The 16,679-nt window shown below is 70.2% G+C and carries 11 protein-coding genes; 4 read left to right on the plus strand and 7 right to left on the minus strand.

The features are described 5' to 3' along the window. Positions 1-22: 22 nt before the first annotated feature. From SLW56_RS13720 to cysD, 4 genes are all read right to left on the minus strand, one after another. Positions 23-448: a hypothetical protein gene (locus SLW56_RS13720; protein ID WP_017915324.1), complete on the minus strand. Its 426-nt coding sequence runs from the start codon at positions 446-448 to the stop codon at positions 23-25. Positions 449-567: 119 nt separating this feature from the next. Then, positions 568-3,246, minus strand: coding sequence for a M1 family metallopeptidase (locus SLW56_RS13725; RefSeq protein ID WP_320694990.1), 2,679 nt, complete (start codon positions 3,244-3,246; stop codon positions 568-570). Between the two features lie 722 nt (positions 3,247-3,968). Beyond that, a complete protein-coding gene (gene cysN, locus SLW56_RS13730; protein ID WP_320694991.1) occupies positions 3,969-5,963 on the minus strand; it encodes a sulfate adenylyltransferase subunit CysN in 1,995 nt (664 codons plus the stop codon). Next, the gene (gene cysD / locus SLW56_RS13735; RefSeq protein WP_017910600.1) at positions 5,963-6,871 is read right to left on the minus strand and encodes a sulfate adenylyltransferase subunit CysD; all 909 of its coding nucleotides are present in this window, start codon (positions 6,869-6,871) and stop codon (positions 5,963-5,965) included. Before cysD ends, cysN begins: the two co-directional genes overlap by 1 nt. A gap of 195 nt (positions 6,872-7,066) precedes the next feature. Here cysD and SLW56_RS13740 point away from each other — a divergent pair, with 195 nt between their 5' ends. The 3 genes from SLW56_RS13740 to SLW56_RS13750 all read left to right on the plus strand — a co-directional run bounded on the left by SLW56_RS13740 (position 7,067) and on the right by SLW56_RS13750 (position 11,524). Then, on the plus strand, positions 7,067-8,944 hold the full coding sequence (locus SLW56_RS13740) for an assimilatory sulfite reductase (NADPH) flavoprotein subunit (RefSeq protein WP_320694992.1): 1,878 nt from the start codon (positions 7,067-7,069) through the stop codon (positions 8,942-8,944). 118 nt (positions 8,945-9,062) lie between these two features. Next, a complete protein-coding gene (gene cysI / locus SLW56_RS13745) occupies positions 9,063-10,787 on the plus strand; it encodes an assimilatory sulfite reductase (NADPH) hemoprotein subunit (RefSeq protein ID WP_320694993.1) in 1,725 nt (574 codons plus the stop codon). Further along, entirely contained in the window at positions 10,784-11,524 is a 741-nt protein-coding gene (locus SLW56_RS13750) for a phosphoadenylyl-sulfate reductase (RefSeq protein ID WP_267115136.1), read from the plus strand. The genes cysI and SLW56_RS13750 overlap by 4 nt, the downstream gene beginning before the upstream one ends. 303 nt (positions 11,525-11,827) lie before the next feature. Here the strand turns inward: SLW56_RS13750 and SLW56_RS13755 are convergent, their stop codons facing one another. The 3 genes from SLW56_RS13755 to SLW56_RS13765 form a co-directional block, all read right to left on the minus strand. Next, positions 11,828-13,270, minus strand: coding sequence for a PepSY domain-containing protein (locus tag SLW56_RS13755; protein WP_320694994.1), 1,443 nt, complete (start codon positions 13,268-13,270; stop codon positions 11,828-11,830). Further along, the gene (locus tag SLW56_RS13760; RefSeq protein WP_320694995.1) at positions 13,270-15,324 is read right to left on the minus strand and encodes a TonB-dependent receptor; all 2,055 of its coding nucleotides are present in this window, start codon (positions 15,322-15,324) and stop codon (positions 13,270-13,272) included. Before SLW56_RS13760 ends, SLW56_RS13755 begins: the two co-directional genes overlap by 1 nt. A 68-nt stretch (positions 15,325-15,392) precedes the next feature. Next, positions 15,393-15,797, minus strand: a complete 405-nt coding sequence (locus tag SLW56_RS13765; RefSeq protein WP_320694996.1) for a DUF2946 family protein — start codon at positions 15,795-15,797, stop codon at positions 15,393-15,395. Between the two features lie 409 nt (positions 15,798-16,206). On the opposite strand from SLW56_RS13765, the gene arsC reads away from it, so the two are divergent. Next, a complete protein-coding gene (gene arsC, locus SLW56_RS13770) occupies positions 16,207-16,632 on the plus strand; it encodes an arsenate reductase (glutaredoxin) (RefSeq protein WP_320694997.1) in 426 nt (141 codons plus the stop codon). Positions 16,633-16,679: the final 47 nt, after the last annotated feature.

Genomic DNA, 16,679 nt, shown 5'->3' on the forward strand with positions numbered 1-16,679 from the left:
CGCGTGGCGCGGCTTGGGCCGCTCAATCAGTCTTGCCGGTACGACGCCGGGTGAAGTACGGATAGGCCACCACGAAGGCAAGCGCCGATGCAGTCCCAAGCAGCATGCGCACCGCCTGCCCCAGGGTGTGCGGCACATACAGGGCATGCGCCGACGCGTCATACCAGATCGCGTGCAGCATCATCAATCCGAACGAGGCCATTGGCAGCCCGAACACCAACCAGCCGAAAAAGCGCAGCGCCGGCGACGTACGCCCCTCGGCTAATTTGCCGACGACCTCTGTGCTGGCCAGGTGGTACTGGAACGGATCGGAGGTGGCGTATCTGGGCGGCGGCGGCGGCGCTGGCTCCGGCTGCACCGGCTGATGCGTCACCTGTTCGGCGCACGCCGGTTGGACCAGTTCGGCCACATTGGTTCTGGCCAACACGTCATGCAGCTTCGGATCCATGCGTTCCCCCTGAACGTTGCCCGGCAGCGTCGTCCGCCACCCAATCCGCCATCCCTGCGCCTGCCACGCGAGTGCGCGCCGCATAGCATGCGGGCGGCGCAGGAACCTGGCAACTGCAATCAGTGCGGCGAAAAAGCGGCGCGCTGTCGCGCCTGCAGCGCACTGCACAGGCGAATCGTCTCGGCGGTCTGCGCAAGGCCGCGGTCAGCGCCGCTGAGTGCCTTCAGGCGCGGCGTGAAGAACGCCTCCAGCCGGTCCGCTTCGGCGGCATCGCAGCCACCGCTGGCCGCCAGCGCCGGCAAGCGACCGCCGTCGAAGGAACCGGAGCGCGCCACGATGCGATCGAAGTGCGCGGTGTACCAGGGCCACATCGAGGCGTGCGTGGCCGGCTCGGCATGCGCGCCCATCAGCAGGCTGTTCATCTCGCCGACCTTGATCGCATCGGTCAGGGCGAAATCGCGCACCTTCTGCAACTGCTTCGGATCCTGCACGGCGCCGAGCGCTTCGATCATCGCATTGCGCTGGGCCGGTTCGCCGTGACCGCGCAGGGCGGCGATCAATGCGTCCACCGCGGGCGCGCCACGCGCCTGCACCGCCACCGTCAGCGCTGCGCCAAGCAGATCCGGGTTGGCGGCGGCGAAATCCAGCGCACCGCTCTTGCCGGCCAGCACCGCATCGCCCTGGGCCAGCAGCGCCTGCCGCACCGCCGGCACGCCCATGGTCACCCCGAGCAGTTCGGCCAGGGTGGAGCGCAGCGCCACGTCGTCATCGCTGTCGCCGGCGCGGCGCCGATCGCCCAGCGCCCGCAGGCGTGCGCCGAACGCGGCGTCGGTGGCCTGGCGCAGCATGGCGCGCTGCGCCTCGTCGCGCGCCAGCACCCGCCAGATCCAGGCGATGCGGTCGTTCATCGCGGTGGCCACCGCCGTGGCCTTGGCCGGCGCCAGTTGCTGCATCGCCGCGATCACGTCCGCGGTATCGGCCTCGCCGGTGCGGAACGCGCTGTCGATGGCATCGGCATAGGCCAGCTTCTCGGCATCGTCGAGCGCATCGAGATGGCGGCCGAGCGCGGCCAGCTGCGGCTTGGGCAGGGCGAAGCGGTAGTAGCCGGTGCCGCCGGCATTCGGCATCACCCAGCTGTCGGCATCGGCACCAGCGAGCACGAGGCGGCCGTCGCCGGAAGACAGCATCTGGCAGGCACGGCGCACGCCCTGGCGCGTGCCGTACTTGACGCACACCGGCACGCCCCAGGTCTGTGCGGCGTTGCCGCGCGAGCCCAGCGGCAGGAAGCGCTGCTGGTGCAGTTGCAGCACCGCGCCGCCCGCCTCGGGCTGCAACTGCGCTTGCAGATAGGGCACGCCCGGCTGATCGAGGAAGCTGCGGAATGCGGCCTTGACGTCCTCGCCCTTGCCGGCCGCGGCGGCGATGGCATCGACCAGGTCGTCGGCAGTGGCGTTGCCGAAGCGGTGCGCGCGAATGTAGCTGCGCATGCCGCTGCGGAAGGTGTCCTCGCCGACGAACTGCTCGAACATGCCCAGCACTGCGGCGCCCTTGCGGTAGGTGATGCTGTCGAAGGCGGTCTCGATGTCGCCGTTGCCGGTGATCGGCTGGCGGATCTTGCGCGCGCTGACCAGGCTGTCGTTGTCCATCGCCTCCTGCGCGGCACTGATGCGGTCCAGGTCGGCGCGGTACTGCGGACGCAGGCGCATGGTGATCTTCTGCTGCATCCAGGTGGCGAAGGCCTCGTTGAGCCACAGGTCGTCCCACCAGGCCATGGTCACCGTATCGCCGGTCCACTGGTGCGCCAGCTCGTGCGCGGTGACGTTGAACGAGCCCTCGACGTTGTGCCGCGGCGAATGGTCGTCCAGCAGCAACAGCCAGTCGCGGAAGGTGACGAAGCCGGGGTTCTCCATCGCCCCGGCGGAGAAGTCCGGCGCGGCCACCAGGTCCAGCTTGTCGAACGGATAGCCGAAGTCGTAGTAGTCCTCCAGCGCGGCGATGATCTCCGGCGTCTGCTGCAGCGCGCGCCGGATGCGCGGGCCCTGTCCTTGTGCAGCGACGCCGCGCAAGGGGGTGGCCTGCGCGCGCTGCGGCGTGGCCGGCAGCGCCGGCCCGTCGACCACGTCCCACGGCCCGACCGCGTAGGCCACCAGGTAGGTCGGCAGCGGCACGGTCTCGGCGAAGCGCACGGTCTTCCAGCCCTTGCCCGCCGGCTCGGTGGACTCGGCGCGGGTATTGGCCAGCGCCTGCTCGCCCTCGGGCACGGTCAGGCGCAGCGCGAACGGCGTCTTCAGCGCCGGCTCGTCGAAGCCGGGGAAAGCGTAGCGCGCGCTGATCGGCTCCATCTGCGTCAAGGCATAGGCATGCCCCTGCGCCTTGACCTGGTAGAGGCCCTGCAACTGCTGGTTGAACGGCGCGCTGTAGACGATGGTCAGGATCAGTTCCTGCGGCTGCAGCGTGCGCCCGAAGGCGATGCGGGCCACGCCGGCCTGCGCGTCGGCCTGGGTGTAGCGCACCGGGAACGACGCACCATCGGCGGTGCGCAGCGTGGCCTTGCTCACCCGTAGCTCCTTGCCGTGCAGCCACAGATGATCGGAGGCGCGCTCCAGGCGCACGCGGACGGTGGCGGTGCCGTCGAAGCTGGTGCGCTCCGGATCGATCTTCAAGTCCAGCGCATAGTGCTCCGGCACCACCCAATTCGGCAGGCGTCCGGTCGGCACCGCATCGGGGGCCTGCGCGCAGGCCGCGCCGCAGCACAGCGCGAGGACGGAGAACAGCATGCGACGGGACAGAGCTGGCATGGACGGGCCTTCGCCGATGAGGAGGGCGACGACTTAAGCATGCGCGGCCGCGGCTGTCACGTGATGACCGCCCGTGATTTAGCCCGCGGGCACCGCGGAGGTTCTTCACGTCCGGCCCCTACATCTCAAGCAACAGCCAGGGCTTTCGCCTTGCGGCGAGTCACTTTGATCAGCCTTCGGCTGTGGTAAAGCACACCCTGCCTTGCGCCCTCCGCGCTGACGCGCTCCGGGTCCGCGTCCATCCCGGGGATTCGCGAAAGAGGCATCCCGCCCCTGCCGCGAACGGGGCACGTCCATGTGCGCCGTCCCTGCGGGGTTTTCCCCCGCGATGGCCGCCACTGCGGAAGGGAACCCGTTCAATCAAAAGCCAGAGCAACATCAACAGCAAAGGCCGAAGCAACTGCGACTGCTGCACACGCCTGGATCATTGCCGTGTCCGCCAACAAATGCACTGCGCGTGGTGGCGCTTATTGCCTGCTGATCCTGATGGACACACAACAACGCTGATTTCCGCAACAGCGAGCACTATTCGCGTGTGACGGAACAGCTCACGCCGAGACTTGCGACACGTTGGCTGGGTGCACTGTGGGAGGGACTTCAGTCCCGACGCCTCGAGGTCGGGTGCCTGGCGGGCGCTCTTCGGCGCGACTGCATGACAGTTGGCTCCTACAGTGCGGCGGCATCGGGAAGGCGATCGACCCTCGCAACGCCCCGCCCCCGCCTCAGTCCTGCAACCCCAGCGCCGCCAGCACCTGCGCGGCCAGCGCTTCGACGTTGTCGCCATCGGCGTGCAGGTGCAGTTCCGGCCGCTCCGGCGCCTCGTACGGGGAGTCGATGCCGGTGAAGTTGGGAATCAGGCCGGCGCGCGCCTTGGCGTACAGGCCCTTGACGTCGCGCGCCTCGGCCACCGGCAGCGGCACGTCGACGAACACTTCGAGGAACTCGCCCTCGCCGAAGCGCTCGCGCGCCAGTTGCCGCTCGGCGCGGAACGGCGAGATGAAGCTGACCAGCACGATCAGGCCGGCGTCGGTCATCAGCCTGGCCACCTCGGCGACGCGGCGGATGTTTTCCACGCGATCCTCGTCGGTGAAGCCCAGATCGCGGTTCAGGCCATGGCGCACGTTGTCGCCATCGAGAATGAAGGTGTGGTAGCCCAGTGCGTGCAGGCGCTTGTCGACCAGGTTGGCGATGGTCGACTTGCCGGCGCCGGACAGGCCGGTGAACCACAGCACCTTCGGTGTCTGTCCCTTGATCCGCGCGCGCGCGGCCTTGTCCACGTCCAGGTGCTGCCAATGCACGTTGCCGGCGCGGCGCAGCGCGAAATCCAGGGTCCCGGCGGCGACGGTGGCGTTGCTGTGGCGGTCGATCAGGATGAAGCCGCCGAGCGCACGGTCCTGCGCGTACGGGGCGAAGGCGATCGGCTGGTCCAGCGCCAGGTTGCAGTAACCGACCTCGTTGAGTTCCAGGCGCTTGGCCGCCAGCCGCTCCTGCGTGTTGACGTCGATGCGGTGCTTGATCTCGGTGACACTGGCGGCCACGGTGCGCGCACCGATCTTCAGCCAGTACGGGCGACCCGGCAGCAGCGCGGCATCGTCCATCCACAGCACGTGCGCGGCGAACTGGTCGGCCACCTCCGGCGGATCGCCGGCAGCGGCGATCACATCGCCACGGCTGACGTCGATCTCCTCGGTCAGGGTCAGGGTCACTGCCTGCCCGGCGACCGCGCGCGGCACCGGCTCGGCGCCGATCAGCACCTGCGCGACCTGCGCGCGCCGCGCCGACGGCAACACCACCACCGCATCGCCAGGCTGCACCGCGCCGGCCGCCACGGTGCCCGCGAAGCCGCGGAACTGCGCGTGCGGCCGGTTGACCCACTGCACCGGCAGGCGCAGGCCGCCGTCGCCGCCGCGCGCGTCCAGTTGCACGCCTTCCAGATGTTCGAGCAGTGCCGGGCCGGCATACCAGGGCATGCGCGCCGAACGCTGCGACAGGTTGTCGCCCTCCAGCGCCGACAGCGGAATGCACTGCACGTCGGCGATGCCCAACTGCGCGGCGAGCGCGCGGTACTCAGCGGCGATCGCGTCGAACGTCGCCTGCGCGAAGCCGACCAGGTCCATCTTGTTGACCGCCAGCACCACGTGGCGGATGCCCAGCAGCGCGACGATGTAGCTGTGCCGGCGGGTCTGGGTCAGCACGCCCTTGGACGCATCGACCAGCACCACCGCCACATCGGCGGTGGAGGCGCCGGTGGCCATGTTGCGGGTGTACTGCGCATGCCCGGGGCAGTCGGCGACGATGAACTTGCGCCGGTCGGTATCGAAATAGCGGTAGGCCACATCGATGGTGATGCCCTGCTCGCGCTCGGCGGCCAGGCCGTCCAGCAGCAGCGCATAGTCGATGGCTCCGCCGCGGGTGCCGTGGCGCTTGCTGTCGGCACCGAGCGCGGCCAGTTGGTCGTCGAACAGCCGCTTGCTGTCGTACAGCAAGCGACCGATCAGCGTGCTCTTGCCGTCGTCGACGCTGCCGCAGGTGATGAAGCGCAGCAGCGGCTTGTGTTCGTGTTGCTGCAGGTAGGCGGCGACTGCGTCGCCGCCTACGGGAATAGGGAATGGGGAATGGGGAATGGAAACAGCGGTCTCCTGCGACGCGCCAGATGGCGGCGATGCTTGCTTTTGCACTTGCGATTCCCGATTCCCTGTTCCCGATTCCCAGCCCATCAGAAATACCCCTCCACCTTCTTCTGCTCCATCGAGGCACCCGGATCCTGGTCGATGATCCGGCCCTGGCGTTCGGAGGTGGTGGCCTGCAGCATCTCGGCGATGATCTTCTCCAGGGTGTCGGCCTGCGACTCTATCGCGCCGGTCAGCGGGTAGCAGCCGAGGGTGCGGAAGCGCACGCGGCGCAGTTGCGGGGTTTCGCCGGGACGCAGCGGCAGGCGCGCGTCGTCGACCATGATCAGCGCGCCGTCGCGTTCCACCACCGGGCGCTCGGCGGCGAAGTACAGCGGCACCACCGGAATCGCTTCGCGGTAGATGTACAGCCAGATGTCCAGCTCGGTCCAGTTGGACAGCGGGAACACGCGCACGCTCTCGCCGGGATGGATCCGCGGGTTGTACAGATTCCACAGCTCCGGACGCTGCTGCTTGGGATCCCAGCGATGGTGCGCATTGCGGAACGAGAACACCCGCTCCTTGGCGCGCGCCTTCTCCTCGTCGCGGCGCGCGCCGCCGATGGCGGCATCGAACTTCCACAGGTCCAGCGCCTGCTTGAGCGCCTGGGTCTTCATCACGTCGGTATGCACGCTGGCGCCGTGGCTGAACGGGCCGACGTCCTGGGCGACGCCGTCGGGATTGATGTGCACGCGCAGCTCCACGCCGGTCTCGGCGGCGCGGCGGTCGCGGAAGGCGATCATCTCGCGGAACTTCCAGCGCGTGTCCACGTGCAGCAGCGGGATCGGCGGCGGCGCTGGCGCGAACGCCTTGAGCAGCAGGTGCAGCAGAACCGAGCTGTCCTTGCCCACCGAATACAGCAGCACCGGGTTGCGGAACTCGGCAGCGACCTCGCGCAGGATGTGGATGCTCTCGGCCTCTAGGCGGTCGAGGTGGGACAGGGGGAACGCACTCATCGAGACGGCGGCGGCAGGCAGTGGGAGACCGGACCGAAGCGTAGCAGCGGTCGTGGCAGTCGGGGCGGCAGTGTGCGTCGCGCCGGCCGCCCGGCAGAAATAAGCCCCGGGCATGAGCCGATAACCCCTGTTCCTTTCTGCACCGCGCAACGCTTCCCTAACATCGGTCATCCCTTCCCAACACCCGGACCGGCCATGACCGCCGCCTCGCCCGCGTTGCCGCCCAGCCCCTTGCCCGAGGAGCGCAAGGCACTGCTGGCGCGGACCGTGGAGGGCCTGGACGCGGCCGGCCTGTGGTGGCTGTCCGGCTACGCCGCCGGCCTGGCCCAGGCGCAGGGGCCGACAACGCCGGCGCTGGCCGTGGTCGCCGGTGCCGCCGCGTCACCCTCGCCCGCGCCGCAGTTGAGCATCGTCTACGGCAGCCAGACCGGCAACGCGCGCCGCGCCGCCGAACAGGTCGCCGCCGAGGCCGAAGCCGCCGGGCTGGCGGTGCGCCTGCTGCGCGCCGACGTCTATCCCACCCGCGAGCTGGGCAACGAACGCCTGCTGTACGTGGTCATCAGCACCCAGGGCGAGGGCGACCCGCCGGACGATGCGATCGGCTTCGTCGAGTTCCTGCAGAGCCGGCGCGCGCCAAAGCTGCCGCAGCTGCAGTACGCCGTGCTCGGCCTGGGCGATTCCAGCTACGCCGATTTCTGCGGCATCGCCCGGCGTCTGGATGCGCGCCTGGCCGAACTCGGCGCGCAACGGCTGCTGCCGCTGGGCGAGGCCGACCTGGAGATCGAGACGGTCGCGGCGCCATGGCGCGTGCAGGCGCTGGCGCAGGCACGCGACGTGCTGGGCCGCCACACGCCCGCGGCGCCGTCGGCCACGGTGACCCCGCTGCGCGGCACCGCGGCCACGGCTTGGAGCCGCACTCAGCCGTTCGCCGCCGAGGTGCTGGCCAACCAGCCGATCAGCGGCCGCGACTTCAAGGGACCGCGCTACGCCGCGCACGGCCCGGCCGACAAGGACGTGCGCCACCTGGAGCTGTCGCTGGCCGGCAGCGGCCTGCACTACGAACCCGGCGATGCCCTGGGCGTGCGCCATCGCAACCCGCCTGCGCTGGTCGAGGCGGTGTTGACCGCGACGCGACTGGACGGTCACGCCGAACTCACCGCCGATGGGCAGACACTGTCTCTGAACGAGTGGCTCAGCGGCCACCGCGAACTGACCCGGGTCTCGCGCCCGTTGCTCAGCGCGGTCGCCGAACGCGCCGGCGCGACCGCGCTGACCGAGCTGCTCGACCCCACCCAGACCGCCGGCCTGGCGGCGCTGCTCGCCGATCACCAAGTGATCGACGTGTTGCGTCGCTGGCCGGCGGATTGGGACCACGCCGCGCTGCTGCAGGCGCTGCGGCCGATGGTCCCGCGCCTGTACTCGATCGCCTCCAGCCGCAAGCGGGTCGGCGACGAAGCCCACCTCACCGTCGACGTGCTGGCCTACGACGCCCACGGCCATGCGCACGGTGGCGCCGCCAGCGGCTATTTGGCCGCCCTGGCCGAAGGCGACAGCGCCCCGATCTACATCGAGCCCAACGAACGCTTCCGGGTGCCGGCCGACGCCAGCCGCGACATCCTGATGATCGGCCCCGGCACCGGCGTGGCGCCGTTCCGCGGCTTCGTGCAGGAGCGCGCCGAGAGCGGCGCCAGCGGCCGCAACTGGCTGTTCTTCGGCGCCCGCCACTTCAACCGCGACTTCCTCTACCAGGCCGAATGGCAGCAGGCGCTGCGCAGCGGCGAACTGCACCGGCTGGACCTGGCGTTCTCGCGCGACGTGCAACCGCTGCGCGGGAACACCGCTCCTTCCAAGGTCTACGTGCAGCAGCGCCTGCGCGAACACGGCCGTGCCGTCTACGACTGGCTGCAGAACGGCGCGCACCTGTACGTGTGCGGCGCCATCGCCATGGGCAAGGACGTGCACGCCACCCTGCTGGAGCTCGTCGCCGACCACGGCGCCCACAGCCCCGAGGACGCCGCCGCCTACCTCAGCCAACTGCAGCGGGAGGGGCGGTATGCGCGTGATGTCTATTGAGGCGGGGAATCGGGAAACGGGAATGGGGAATGGGCAACAGCCGGCCTCGACGGGCTTTCCGTAATCCGACGCACCCGCTCTTGCAATTCCCTATTCCCTATTCTCGATTCCCTGCCCAATGTCCCACTCCGTCGAAGACATCAAGCACCACAGCCAGCGCTTGCGCGGGTCGCTGCTGCAGAGCCTGGCCGATCCGGTCACCGGGGCGCTGCGCGAGGACGATCAGACCCTGATCAAGTATCACGGCAGCTACCAGCAGGACGACCGCGATCTGCGCGAGGAGCGGCGCCGGCAGAAGCTGGAGCCGGCCTACCAGTTCATGATCCGCACGCGCACCCCGGGCGGGGTGGTCGATCCGGCGCAGTGGCTCAAGCTCGACGCCATCGCCACCACCTACGGCAACCACTCGCTGCGCGTCACCACGCGCCAGGCGTTCCAGTTCCACGGGGTGATCAAGCGCGAGCTGAAAGCAACCATGCAGGCGATCAACGCCGCGCTGATCGACACCCTGGCCGCCTGCGGCGACGTCAATCGCAACGTGCAGGTCGCCGCCAATCCGCTGGCCTCGCAGGCGCACGCCACGCTCTACGCCGACGCCGCGCGCGTGTCCGAACACCTGCTGCCCAACACCCGCGCCTACTACGAGATCTGGCTGGACGAGGAGCAGGTCGCCGGCAGCGGCCAGGAGGACGAGCCGATCTACGGCAACGCCTACCTGCCGCGCAAGTTCAAGATCGGTTTCGCGCTGCCCCCGATCAACGACGTGGACGTGTTCGCCAACGATCTGGGCTTCATCGGCGTACTCGACGCCGACGGCACGCTCGCCGGCTACAACGTCAGCCTCGGCGGCGGCATGGGCGCCAGCCATGGCGATGCGGAGACCTACCCGCGCGTGGCCAACGTGGTCGGCTTCATCGACCGCGCGCACCTGCTGGATGTCGCTACCGCGGTGGTCACCACCCAGCGCGACCTGGGCAACCGCACCGTGCGCAAGCGCGCGCGCTTCAAGTACACCATCGACGACCACGGCCTGGAGACGGTGCTGGCGGAGATCGAGCGCCGTGCCGGCGTGCGCCTGCAGCCCACGCGCGACTTCGCCTTCGAGCACAACGGCGACCGCGCCGGCTGGCAGGCTGGCGAGGACGGCCGCTGGCACCTGACCCTGTCGCTGCCGGCCGGGCGCATCGCCGACCACGCCGACGGCGCACAGCACCTCAGCGGCCTGCGCGCGATCGCCACGCAGCTGCGCGACGCCGGCGACGGCGCGCACTTCCGCATGACCTCGAACCAGAACCTGGTGATCGCCGGCGTTCCCGCCGCGCAACGCGAGGCGATCGACGCGCTGGTGCGCGCGCATGCGCTGGACGCCGGCAACCGCGCACCCACCGCGCTGGCGCGCGCGGCCATGGCCTGCGTGGCGCTGCCCACCTGCGGCCTGGCGATGGCCGAGGCCGAGCGCTACCTGCCGGCCTTCGCCGCGCAGCTGCAGCCATTGCTGGCGCGCCACGGCCTGCAGGACGCGCCGATCCTGCTGCGCCTCTCCGGCTGCCCGAACGGCTGCTCGCGGCCGTACCTGGCCGAGATCGCCCTGGTCGGCAAGGCGCCGGGCCGCTACAACCTGATGCTCGGCGGCGACCACCGCGGGCAGCGCCTCAACACCCTGTACCGCGAGAACATCGCCGAGCCGGAGATCCTCGCCGCGCTGGAACCGCTGTTCGCGCGCTATGCCAACGAGCGGCATGAGGACGAGCGCTTCGGCGATTTCCTGCACCGCACCGGCGTGGTCGAGTTGCCCACCTATCCCACCCACCGTCACCTGATTCCGTCGGAACTGCACGCATGAGCGCTCTGCCCGCCGCCTCCCAAGACGCCTCCGCCAACGCACCGGTGCCGGCCCTGGATCTCGATGCCGCCAATGCGCTGCTGGCGACGCTGTCCGCGCCCGAGCGGGTGGCCTGGGCGTTGCAGCACGGCCCGGCCGAAGCGGCGCTGTCGTCCAGCTTCGGCGCGCAATCGGCCGCCACCCTGCACCTGCTAACCCGGCAGCGCCCGGACATCCCGGTGATCCTGATCGACACCGGCTACCTGTTCGCCGAGACCTACCGCTTCGCCGACGCGCTGACCGAGCGGCTCAAGCTCAACCTCAAGATCTATCGCCCGCTGGTCAGCCGCGCCTGGATGGAAGCGCGCCACGGCCGCCTGTGGGAACAGGGCATGGTCGGTATCGAGCAGTACAACAACCTGCGCAAGGTCGAGCCGATGCGTCGCGCCCTGGACGAACTGAAGGTCGGTACCTGGTTCACAGGCCTGCGCCGCAGCCAGTCCGACAGCCGCGCGCAGACCCCGTTCGTGCAGAAGCGCGGCGATCGCTACAAGATCAATCCGATCGCCGACTGGAGCGATCGCGACCTGTGGCAATACATGCAGCAGCACGACCTGCCCTATCACCCGCTGTGGGAACAGGGCTACGTCTCCATCGGCGATTTCCACACCACCCGCCGCTGGGAACCGGGCATGCGCGAGGAAGACACCCGCTTCTTCGGCCTCAAGCGCGAGTGCGGGATCCACGAGGATCTGTGAGACGCGCCAGCACACGTTCGGGCTTTTTGTAGGCGCGGCGTCAACTGCGACAGGCGTTACCGGCCACACCGCGTCTTTTCCTTAGGAGCGGCTTCAGCCGCGACCGGGTTTCATGGGAACGCCCGGTCGCGGCTGAAGCCGCCTCTACAGAGACAGCCCCTTATCTCCAGTGCAAGGCTGACGGCAACAATGACCGCGGATCGCTCTTTGTGGGAGGGACTTCAGTCCCGACTGCAACAAGTCGGATGCGCCGATGGATCGGCTTATCGCGGCAGCAGCACAGCACATTCCGACCTCGACCCGCTAAGCCCCCACCACCGGCTCCCGCCGCAGCACCAGCACCCAGTCCAGCGCCAGCATCAGCAGCAAGGACACACCCACCAGCGGAAACAGCATCCCGCCCAGCACCAGCAGCGCGACCACGCCGCGCAGCGTGCGCCGGTCCGCGGGCAGCGGCGGCACCCCGAGCCCGCCCTGTGGGCGCCGCTTCCACCACATCACCGCCGCGCTCACGCACAGCAGCACGATGCCCAGGCATGCCACGATCAGCACGATCTGGTTGAGCGCACCGTACTCCTGGCCCAGGTGCACGTTGATGCCCCACTCCAGCGTCTTGGCCAGCGGGCCGTAGTCGGCGTAGCGCATGTCCAGCAGCACCTGGCCGCTGTACTGGTCCAGGTGGATCACCCGCTGCTGCGCCAGGTCCGGCGGATACACCGAAGCGGTATAGACCCCACGTGCGCCGCGCGGCAGCGCCACGCTGTAGCCGGGCGCGATGCCGCGCGCCTGGAACCGCGCCACCGCCGCATCCAGGCCGATCGCGCCCGCCGCCGGCATGGCGTCCGGCATGTCGGCCATGCCGCCGTGTTCGCCATGCTCCTCGTGTCCATCATGCGCGCCGTGCGCCGCGTGCGGGTCCACGGCCGGCGGCGACGACTGCGGCAGGCGCGCCTGGCGTAGCGACCACGCCGGCACCTCGCTGTCGCTCAGCCGCTGCGTCGACATCGGCAGGTCCACCCGCAGCCCGGACGGATAGCCGTAGTGATGACCATTGGCCAGGCGGTTGACCTGCGCGCCCCAGAACCACGACCACGGCATCCCGGTCAGCGCCAGGAACAGCAGCAGCACCCCGACCACGCTGCCGGTGAGCGCATGCAGATCGCGCCAGAACAGCCGCTGCGCCGGCCGCCCGCGCACCGTGGTCACGCCGCCGCGGCGCCCGCGCGGCCACCACAGGTACACGCCGGTGAACACCAGCAGGATCGCCCAGCCGGCCGCCACCTCGATCAGCGCATTGGCGAACCAGCCGACGTAGTCGAGGCTGTGCAGGCGGCGGATGGTCCAGGCCACGGTGCCGTGCTCGGGCAACTGCCCCAGCACCCGCGCCCGGTACGGGTCCACGTACACGACCTCGCGGCGGCCATCGGCGGTGGCGATGGTCACTTCCGCCGAGGCATCGCGCCGCGGCGGTGTGGTGTAGCGCAGTGCCTGGCCCGGTTGCGCGGCCAGCGCCACGTCCAGCAGCCGCTGCGGCGCCAGCGTCTGCGCGTGGGCGGCTACCGGCACGGTCTTCAGCGCGCGGTGGAAGTAGCCGTCGATCGGCTGCTGATAGACGAAGGCCGCACCGGTCAGCGCCAGCCAGACCAGCAGCGGCAGCACCAGCAGGCCGGCATAGAAATGCCAGCGCCACACGGCGCGGTAGAAGCGTGCCGGCGCCACAGCGGACGCGGGAGAGTGCGTCGTCATCACCAGCCCCAGCTCAGCGTGGCGTAGAGCGCGCGGCCGTCGCCGGGCGAGTAACCGGAGGAGCCGCTGTCGTACCAGGCGTAGACGTAGTGCCGATCGGTCAGGTTCTTCAGTTGCAGCGAGACCTCGCGCTGCGCACGCCAGCGCCAGGTCGCGCCGAGATTGGCCAGTGCGTAGCCGCCGTAGCGGCCGAGGGTGTTGCTGCGCTCCACGTAGTAATCGCCCTGTGCGTTTCCCCAGGCCGACAGTGTCAGCCGCGGCGTGACCTGCCAGTCGATGCCGGCGTTGGCCAGGTAGTGCGGCACGTTCTCGATTTCCTTGCCGCGTGTGGCCGGCGCGCTCGGGTCGGGGGTGACGATGACCGCGCGCTGCCGCGAATACGCCAGCCACAGCGTCCAGCGCTCGTCCGGACGCAGGTTCAGTTGCGCATCCCAGCCGCGGCGCAGGGTCTTGCCGACGTTGCCGACCTCGCCGGTGCCGACGCTGCCGTTCACGCCGAGGATGGTCGCCACTTCGTCGGACGCACGCTGCTCCCAGTAAGCCACGCGTGCGTCCCAGCGCTGCTGCGCACCGGCGAACTTCAGGCCGGTCTCCCAGCCATCGTTGTAGGACGGTGCCAGGTTGCGCGCCTGGGTACGGTAGGCGCCGTTGCCGCTGCCGATCTGGAAGGTGCGGCCGATGTTGGCGTACAGGCTGGCCTGCGCAGTCAGGGCGTACACCGCGCTGAACTTGGGTTGGCGGATCGTGCCGTAGGCGTAGGTCGTATAGCGCGCGCCGCTGGCGAGGTCGCGGAACTGCCCGCCGACGCGATCCACCCGGTAGCCCGGCACCAGTTGCAGGCGTTCGGTCGGGCGCAGCACCGCCTGCACGTAGGCGCCTTCGGTGTGCAGATCGAAATCCCAGTCGCGCAGCGGCGCGGTGCGCACGCGCGCCACGGTGCGGTAGCGCTGCGAGAGGTTGTCCTGCCACTGCGCGTCGACCCCACCCTCCAGCGCAAAGGCGTCGGCACGCGCCAGCGCCGGGCGCCAGCTGAACCTGGCCAGCATGCCGCGCTGGCGCTCGTCGGTGTCGCGTTCCTGCTGCGCGCCGGCCGCGGTGAAGCGCACCCAGCGCTGGTTGTCGTAGCGGTTCCAGTACGCCTTGGCGCTGCCCTGCACGGTCTCGGCCAGGCGCGCATCCAGGTGCAGCGACACCTGCGTGGTGTGGCGCTGGCTGCGGTCGTCGCGCGCGTAGTCGGGCGAACTGCGTGGCGCGCGCTGCGCGGTGGCGTAGTCCAGATACCCCGCCTCCAGCGCCGTGTTGCGGTAGTCGCGCGCGCTGAGTCCGGCACGCCAGCGCCCGTCCGGATCGGTGTAGAACCACTTGCCGGCGAACGCATGCTTGCGCGCGTCGGCATGGTCACGGTAGCCGTCGCTGTCGCGCCAGGCGGCGAAGTAGTTCTGGCTCCAGGCGCCGCGCTCGATGCCCTGCGTCGCCTGCACCTCGCGGGTGCCGAAGCTGCCGACGGTGATGCTGGCGCGGCCGTCGTTGCCGCCGCTGCGGGTCAGCACGTCGACGCTGCCGGCGATCGCGTTCAGGCCGTAGCGCGGGTCGTTGGTACCGCGCACGATCTCGATCGCGGCGATGTCCAGCGGGAACACCGCATCCAGGTACGGCATGGCGCCGGCATTGTCGTTGCTGGGCACGCCGTCGATCAGCAACTTGACCGCATTGATCCGGCCTTCGCCGTTGAAGCCGCGGAAGGAGAAGCGCCCGGCGTCGGTGCCCATCTTGAACTGGGTCACCTGCACGCCGGGCGCGCGCATCAGCAACTCCCAGCTGTAGTCCACATGCTGGTCCTGCAGCAGATCGCCGCCGAGGATGTCGACGGAACTGAACACGCTGCGCGCGCTGGATCCGGCGGCGAGCGGCGAGACGGCCTGGACCTTGCCCAGGGTCAGCACGGAATCGCCGGCGGCGCCGGGCGGCGCGTCGGCGGCATGGGCGGGCGCGGCCGCGGCGAGACACACACAACAGCACGCCACCACCGGTGGCATGGCAGGAAAACGGAACATGGCGAAAACTCCATCGGCACGAGGGCGTGCCGCAGCGGCGCCGCGGCACGGGAACGGCAACCCGTGGATCAGGAGAACAGCGGTGGTCCGCGCGGCGGGTGTGCGCGGCGTGCGGCGGCCGTGACGACAAGGCTGTGCCGCGCCGCCACCGGCACTGGCGGACAGCGCCAGGGCAGCAACGCCAGCAACAGCACTACCCACGGCAGCAGCCGCGCGGCGAGCAGGCAGTAATCGCAGGCCGGCGCGTGCGCCAGGCCGGCATCGTCGTGGTGGCCGCCATGCGCCGCCGAGACGGCACCCGCCAGCGCCGCCAGACGCAGGCCGCCGCTGGTGCACAGCGCCTGATCCAGCAGTGTGGCCGCCTCGGCCCGTGCCTGGCGCCACTGGCTGATCGGCGGCGCCAGCAGCAGCAGGCCGAGCGCCAGTGCGGCGAGCGCGGCCCAACACGACGGCAGCTGGCGGAGACGGACCATCGGCGCATTCTAGAGGGTGCGACGGCCATTGAAACGCGTGCGATGCCATGTGCGGCGAAGTGACGCATGCACGTCGTGGCGGTGCCGGACCGGCAGCGTCCTCGGTCGGTAGACCGAAGCCCCGGCCGCCGCTACCGCCCCCGGAGCACGGCCGCATCGCCATCGTCCTGCCGCCGCCCAGGCGCCCGGCAAGGTGGTCCGTCCGTTGCCTGGCCGGACCATGCGCTCTCTGCAGATCGAGGACGGGCCGGCGTTTCCGACGCGGCGGCGACCATCGCGGGCGCCGCGCACCGCCGTGTCCGGCGAGCGCGGCGCTTGCATGGCGCCCCGATTGCGGCACCATCGGCCGCGGCCGCGTGCAGGATTCCGGCACGGCCGCCCCTGTTCCGTCCCACTCAGCGAGCCGCCCATGCCCACGATCACGATCTACCACAACCCCGCCTGCGGTACTTCGCGCAATGTGCTCGGGCTGATCCGCAACAGCGGCGTCGAGCCGACCGTGATCGAATACCTGAAGACCCCGCCCGACCGCGCCACCCTGCAGACGCTGGCGGCGGCCAGCGGGCTGCCGCTGCGGGAGCTGATCCGGCAGAAGGGCACGCCCTACGCCGAACTGGGACTGGACGACCCGACGCTGGACGATGGCGCGCTGCTGGAGGCCATCCTGCAGCACCCGATCCTGCTGAACCGGCCGATCGTGGTCAGCCCGCTGGGCACGCGCCTGTGCCGGCCGTCGGAGACCGTGCTGGAGATCCTGCCGTCGCCGCAGCGCGGCGCCTTCGCCAAGGAGGACGGGACGCCGCTGGTGGATGCGCAGGGCCGCTGGGTGGGCTGACCAGGCGACACCGCCTGCGCAGCCGATTCGCTAAGCGCAGGTGCAGC

The sequence above is a fragment of the Xanthomonas sp. LF07-6 genome, assembly GCF_034105445.1.
In the GTDB taxonomy this organism is placed as follows: domain Bacteria; phylum Pseudomonadota; class Gammaproteobacteria; order Xanthomonadales; family Xanthomonadaceae; genus Xanthomonas_A; species Xanthomonas_A sontii.

Excerpts from the sequence above, each read along its gene's own strand:
- SLW56_RS13760 (WP_320694995.1), bottom strand. The coding sequence starts at position 15,324 with ATGTTCCGTTTTCCTGCCATGCCACCGGTGGTGGCGTGCTGTTGTGTG.
- SLW56_RS13765 (WP_320694996.1), bottom strand. The coding sequence starts at position 15,797 with ATGGTCCGTCTCCGCCAGCTGCCGTCGTGTTGGGCCGCGCTCGCCGCA.
- SLW56_RS13725 (WP_320694990.1), bottom strand. The coding sequence starts at position 3,246 with ATGCCAGCTCTGTCCCGTCGCATGCTGTTCTCCGTCCTCGCGCTGTGC.
- SLW56_RS13755 (WP_320694994.1), bottom strand. The coding sequence starts at position 13,270 with ATGACGACGCACTCTCCCGCGTCCGCTGTGGCGCCGGCACGCTTCTAC.
- cysN (WP_320694991.1), bottom strand. The coding sequence starts at position 5,963 with ATGGGCTGGGAATCGGGAACAGGGAATCGGGAATCGCAAGTGCAAAAG.
- cysI (WP_320694993.1), top strand. The coding sequence starts at position 9,063 with ATGTCCCACTCCGTCGAAGACATCAAGCACCACAGCCAGCGCTTGCGC.
- SLW56_RS13740 (WP_320694992.1), top strand. The coding sequence starts at position 7,067 with ATGACCGCCGCCTCGCCCGCGTTGCCGCCCAGCCCCTTGCCCGAGGAG.
- SLW56_RS13720 (WP_017915324.1), bottom strand. The coding sequence starts at position 448 with ATGGATCCGAAGCTGCATGACGTGTTGGCCAGAACCAATGTGGCCGAA.
- cysD (WP_017910600.1), bottom strand. The coding sequence starts at position 6,871 with ATGAGTGCGTTCCCCCTGTCCCACCTCGACCGCCTAGAGGCCGAGAGC.
- arsC (WP_320694997.1), top strand. The coding sequence starts at position 16,207 with ATGCCCACGATCACGATCTACCACAACCCCGCCTGCGGTACTTCGCGC.
- SLW56_RS13750 (WP_267115136.1), top strand. The coding sequence starts at position 10,784 with ATGAGCGCTCTGCCCGCCGCCTCCCAAGACGCCTCCGCCAACGCACCG.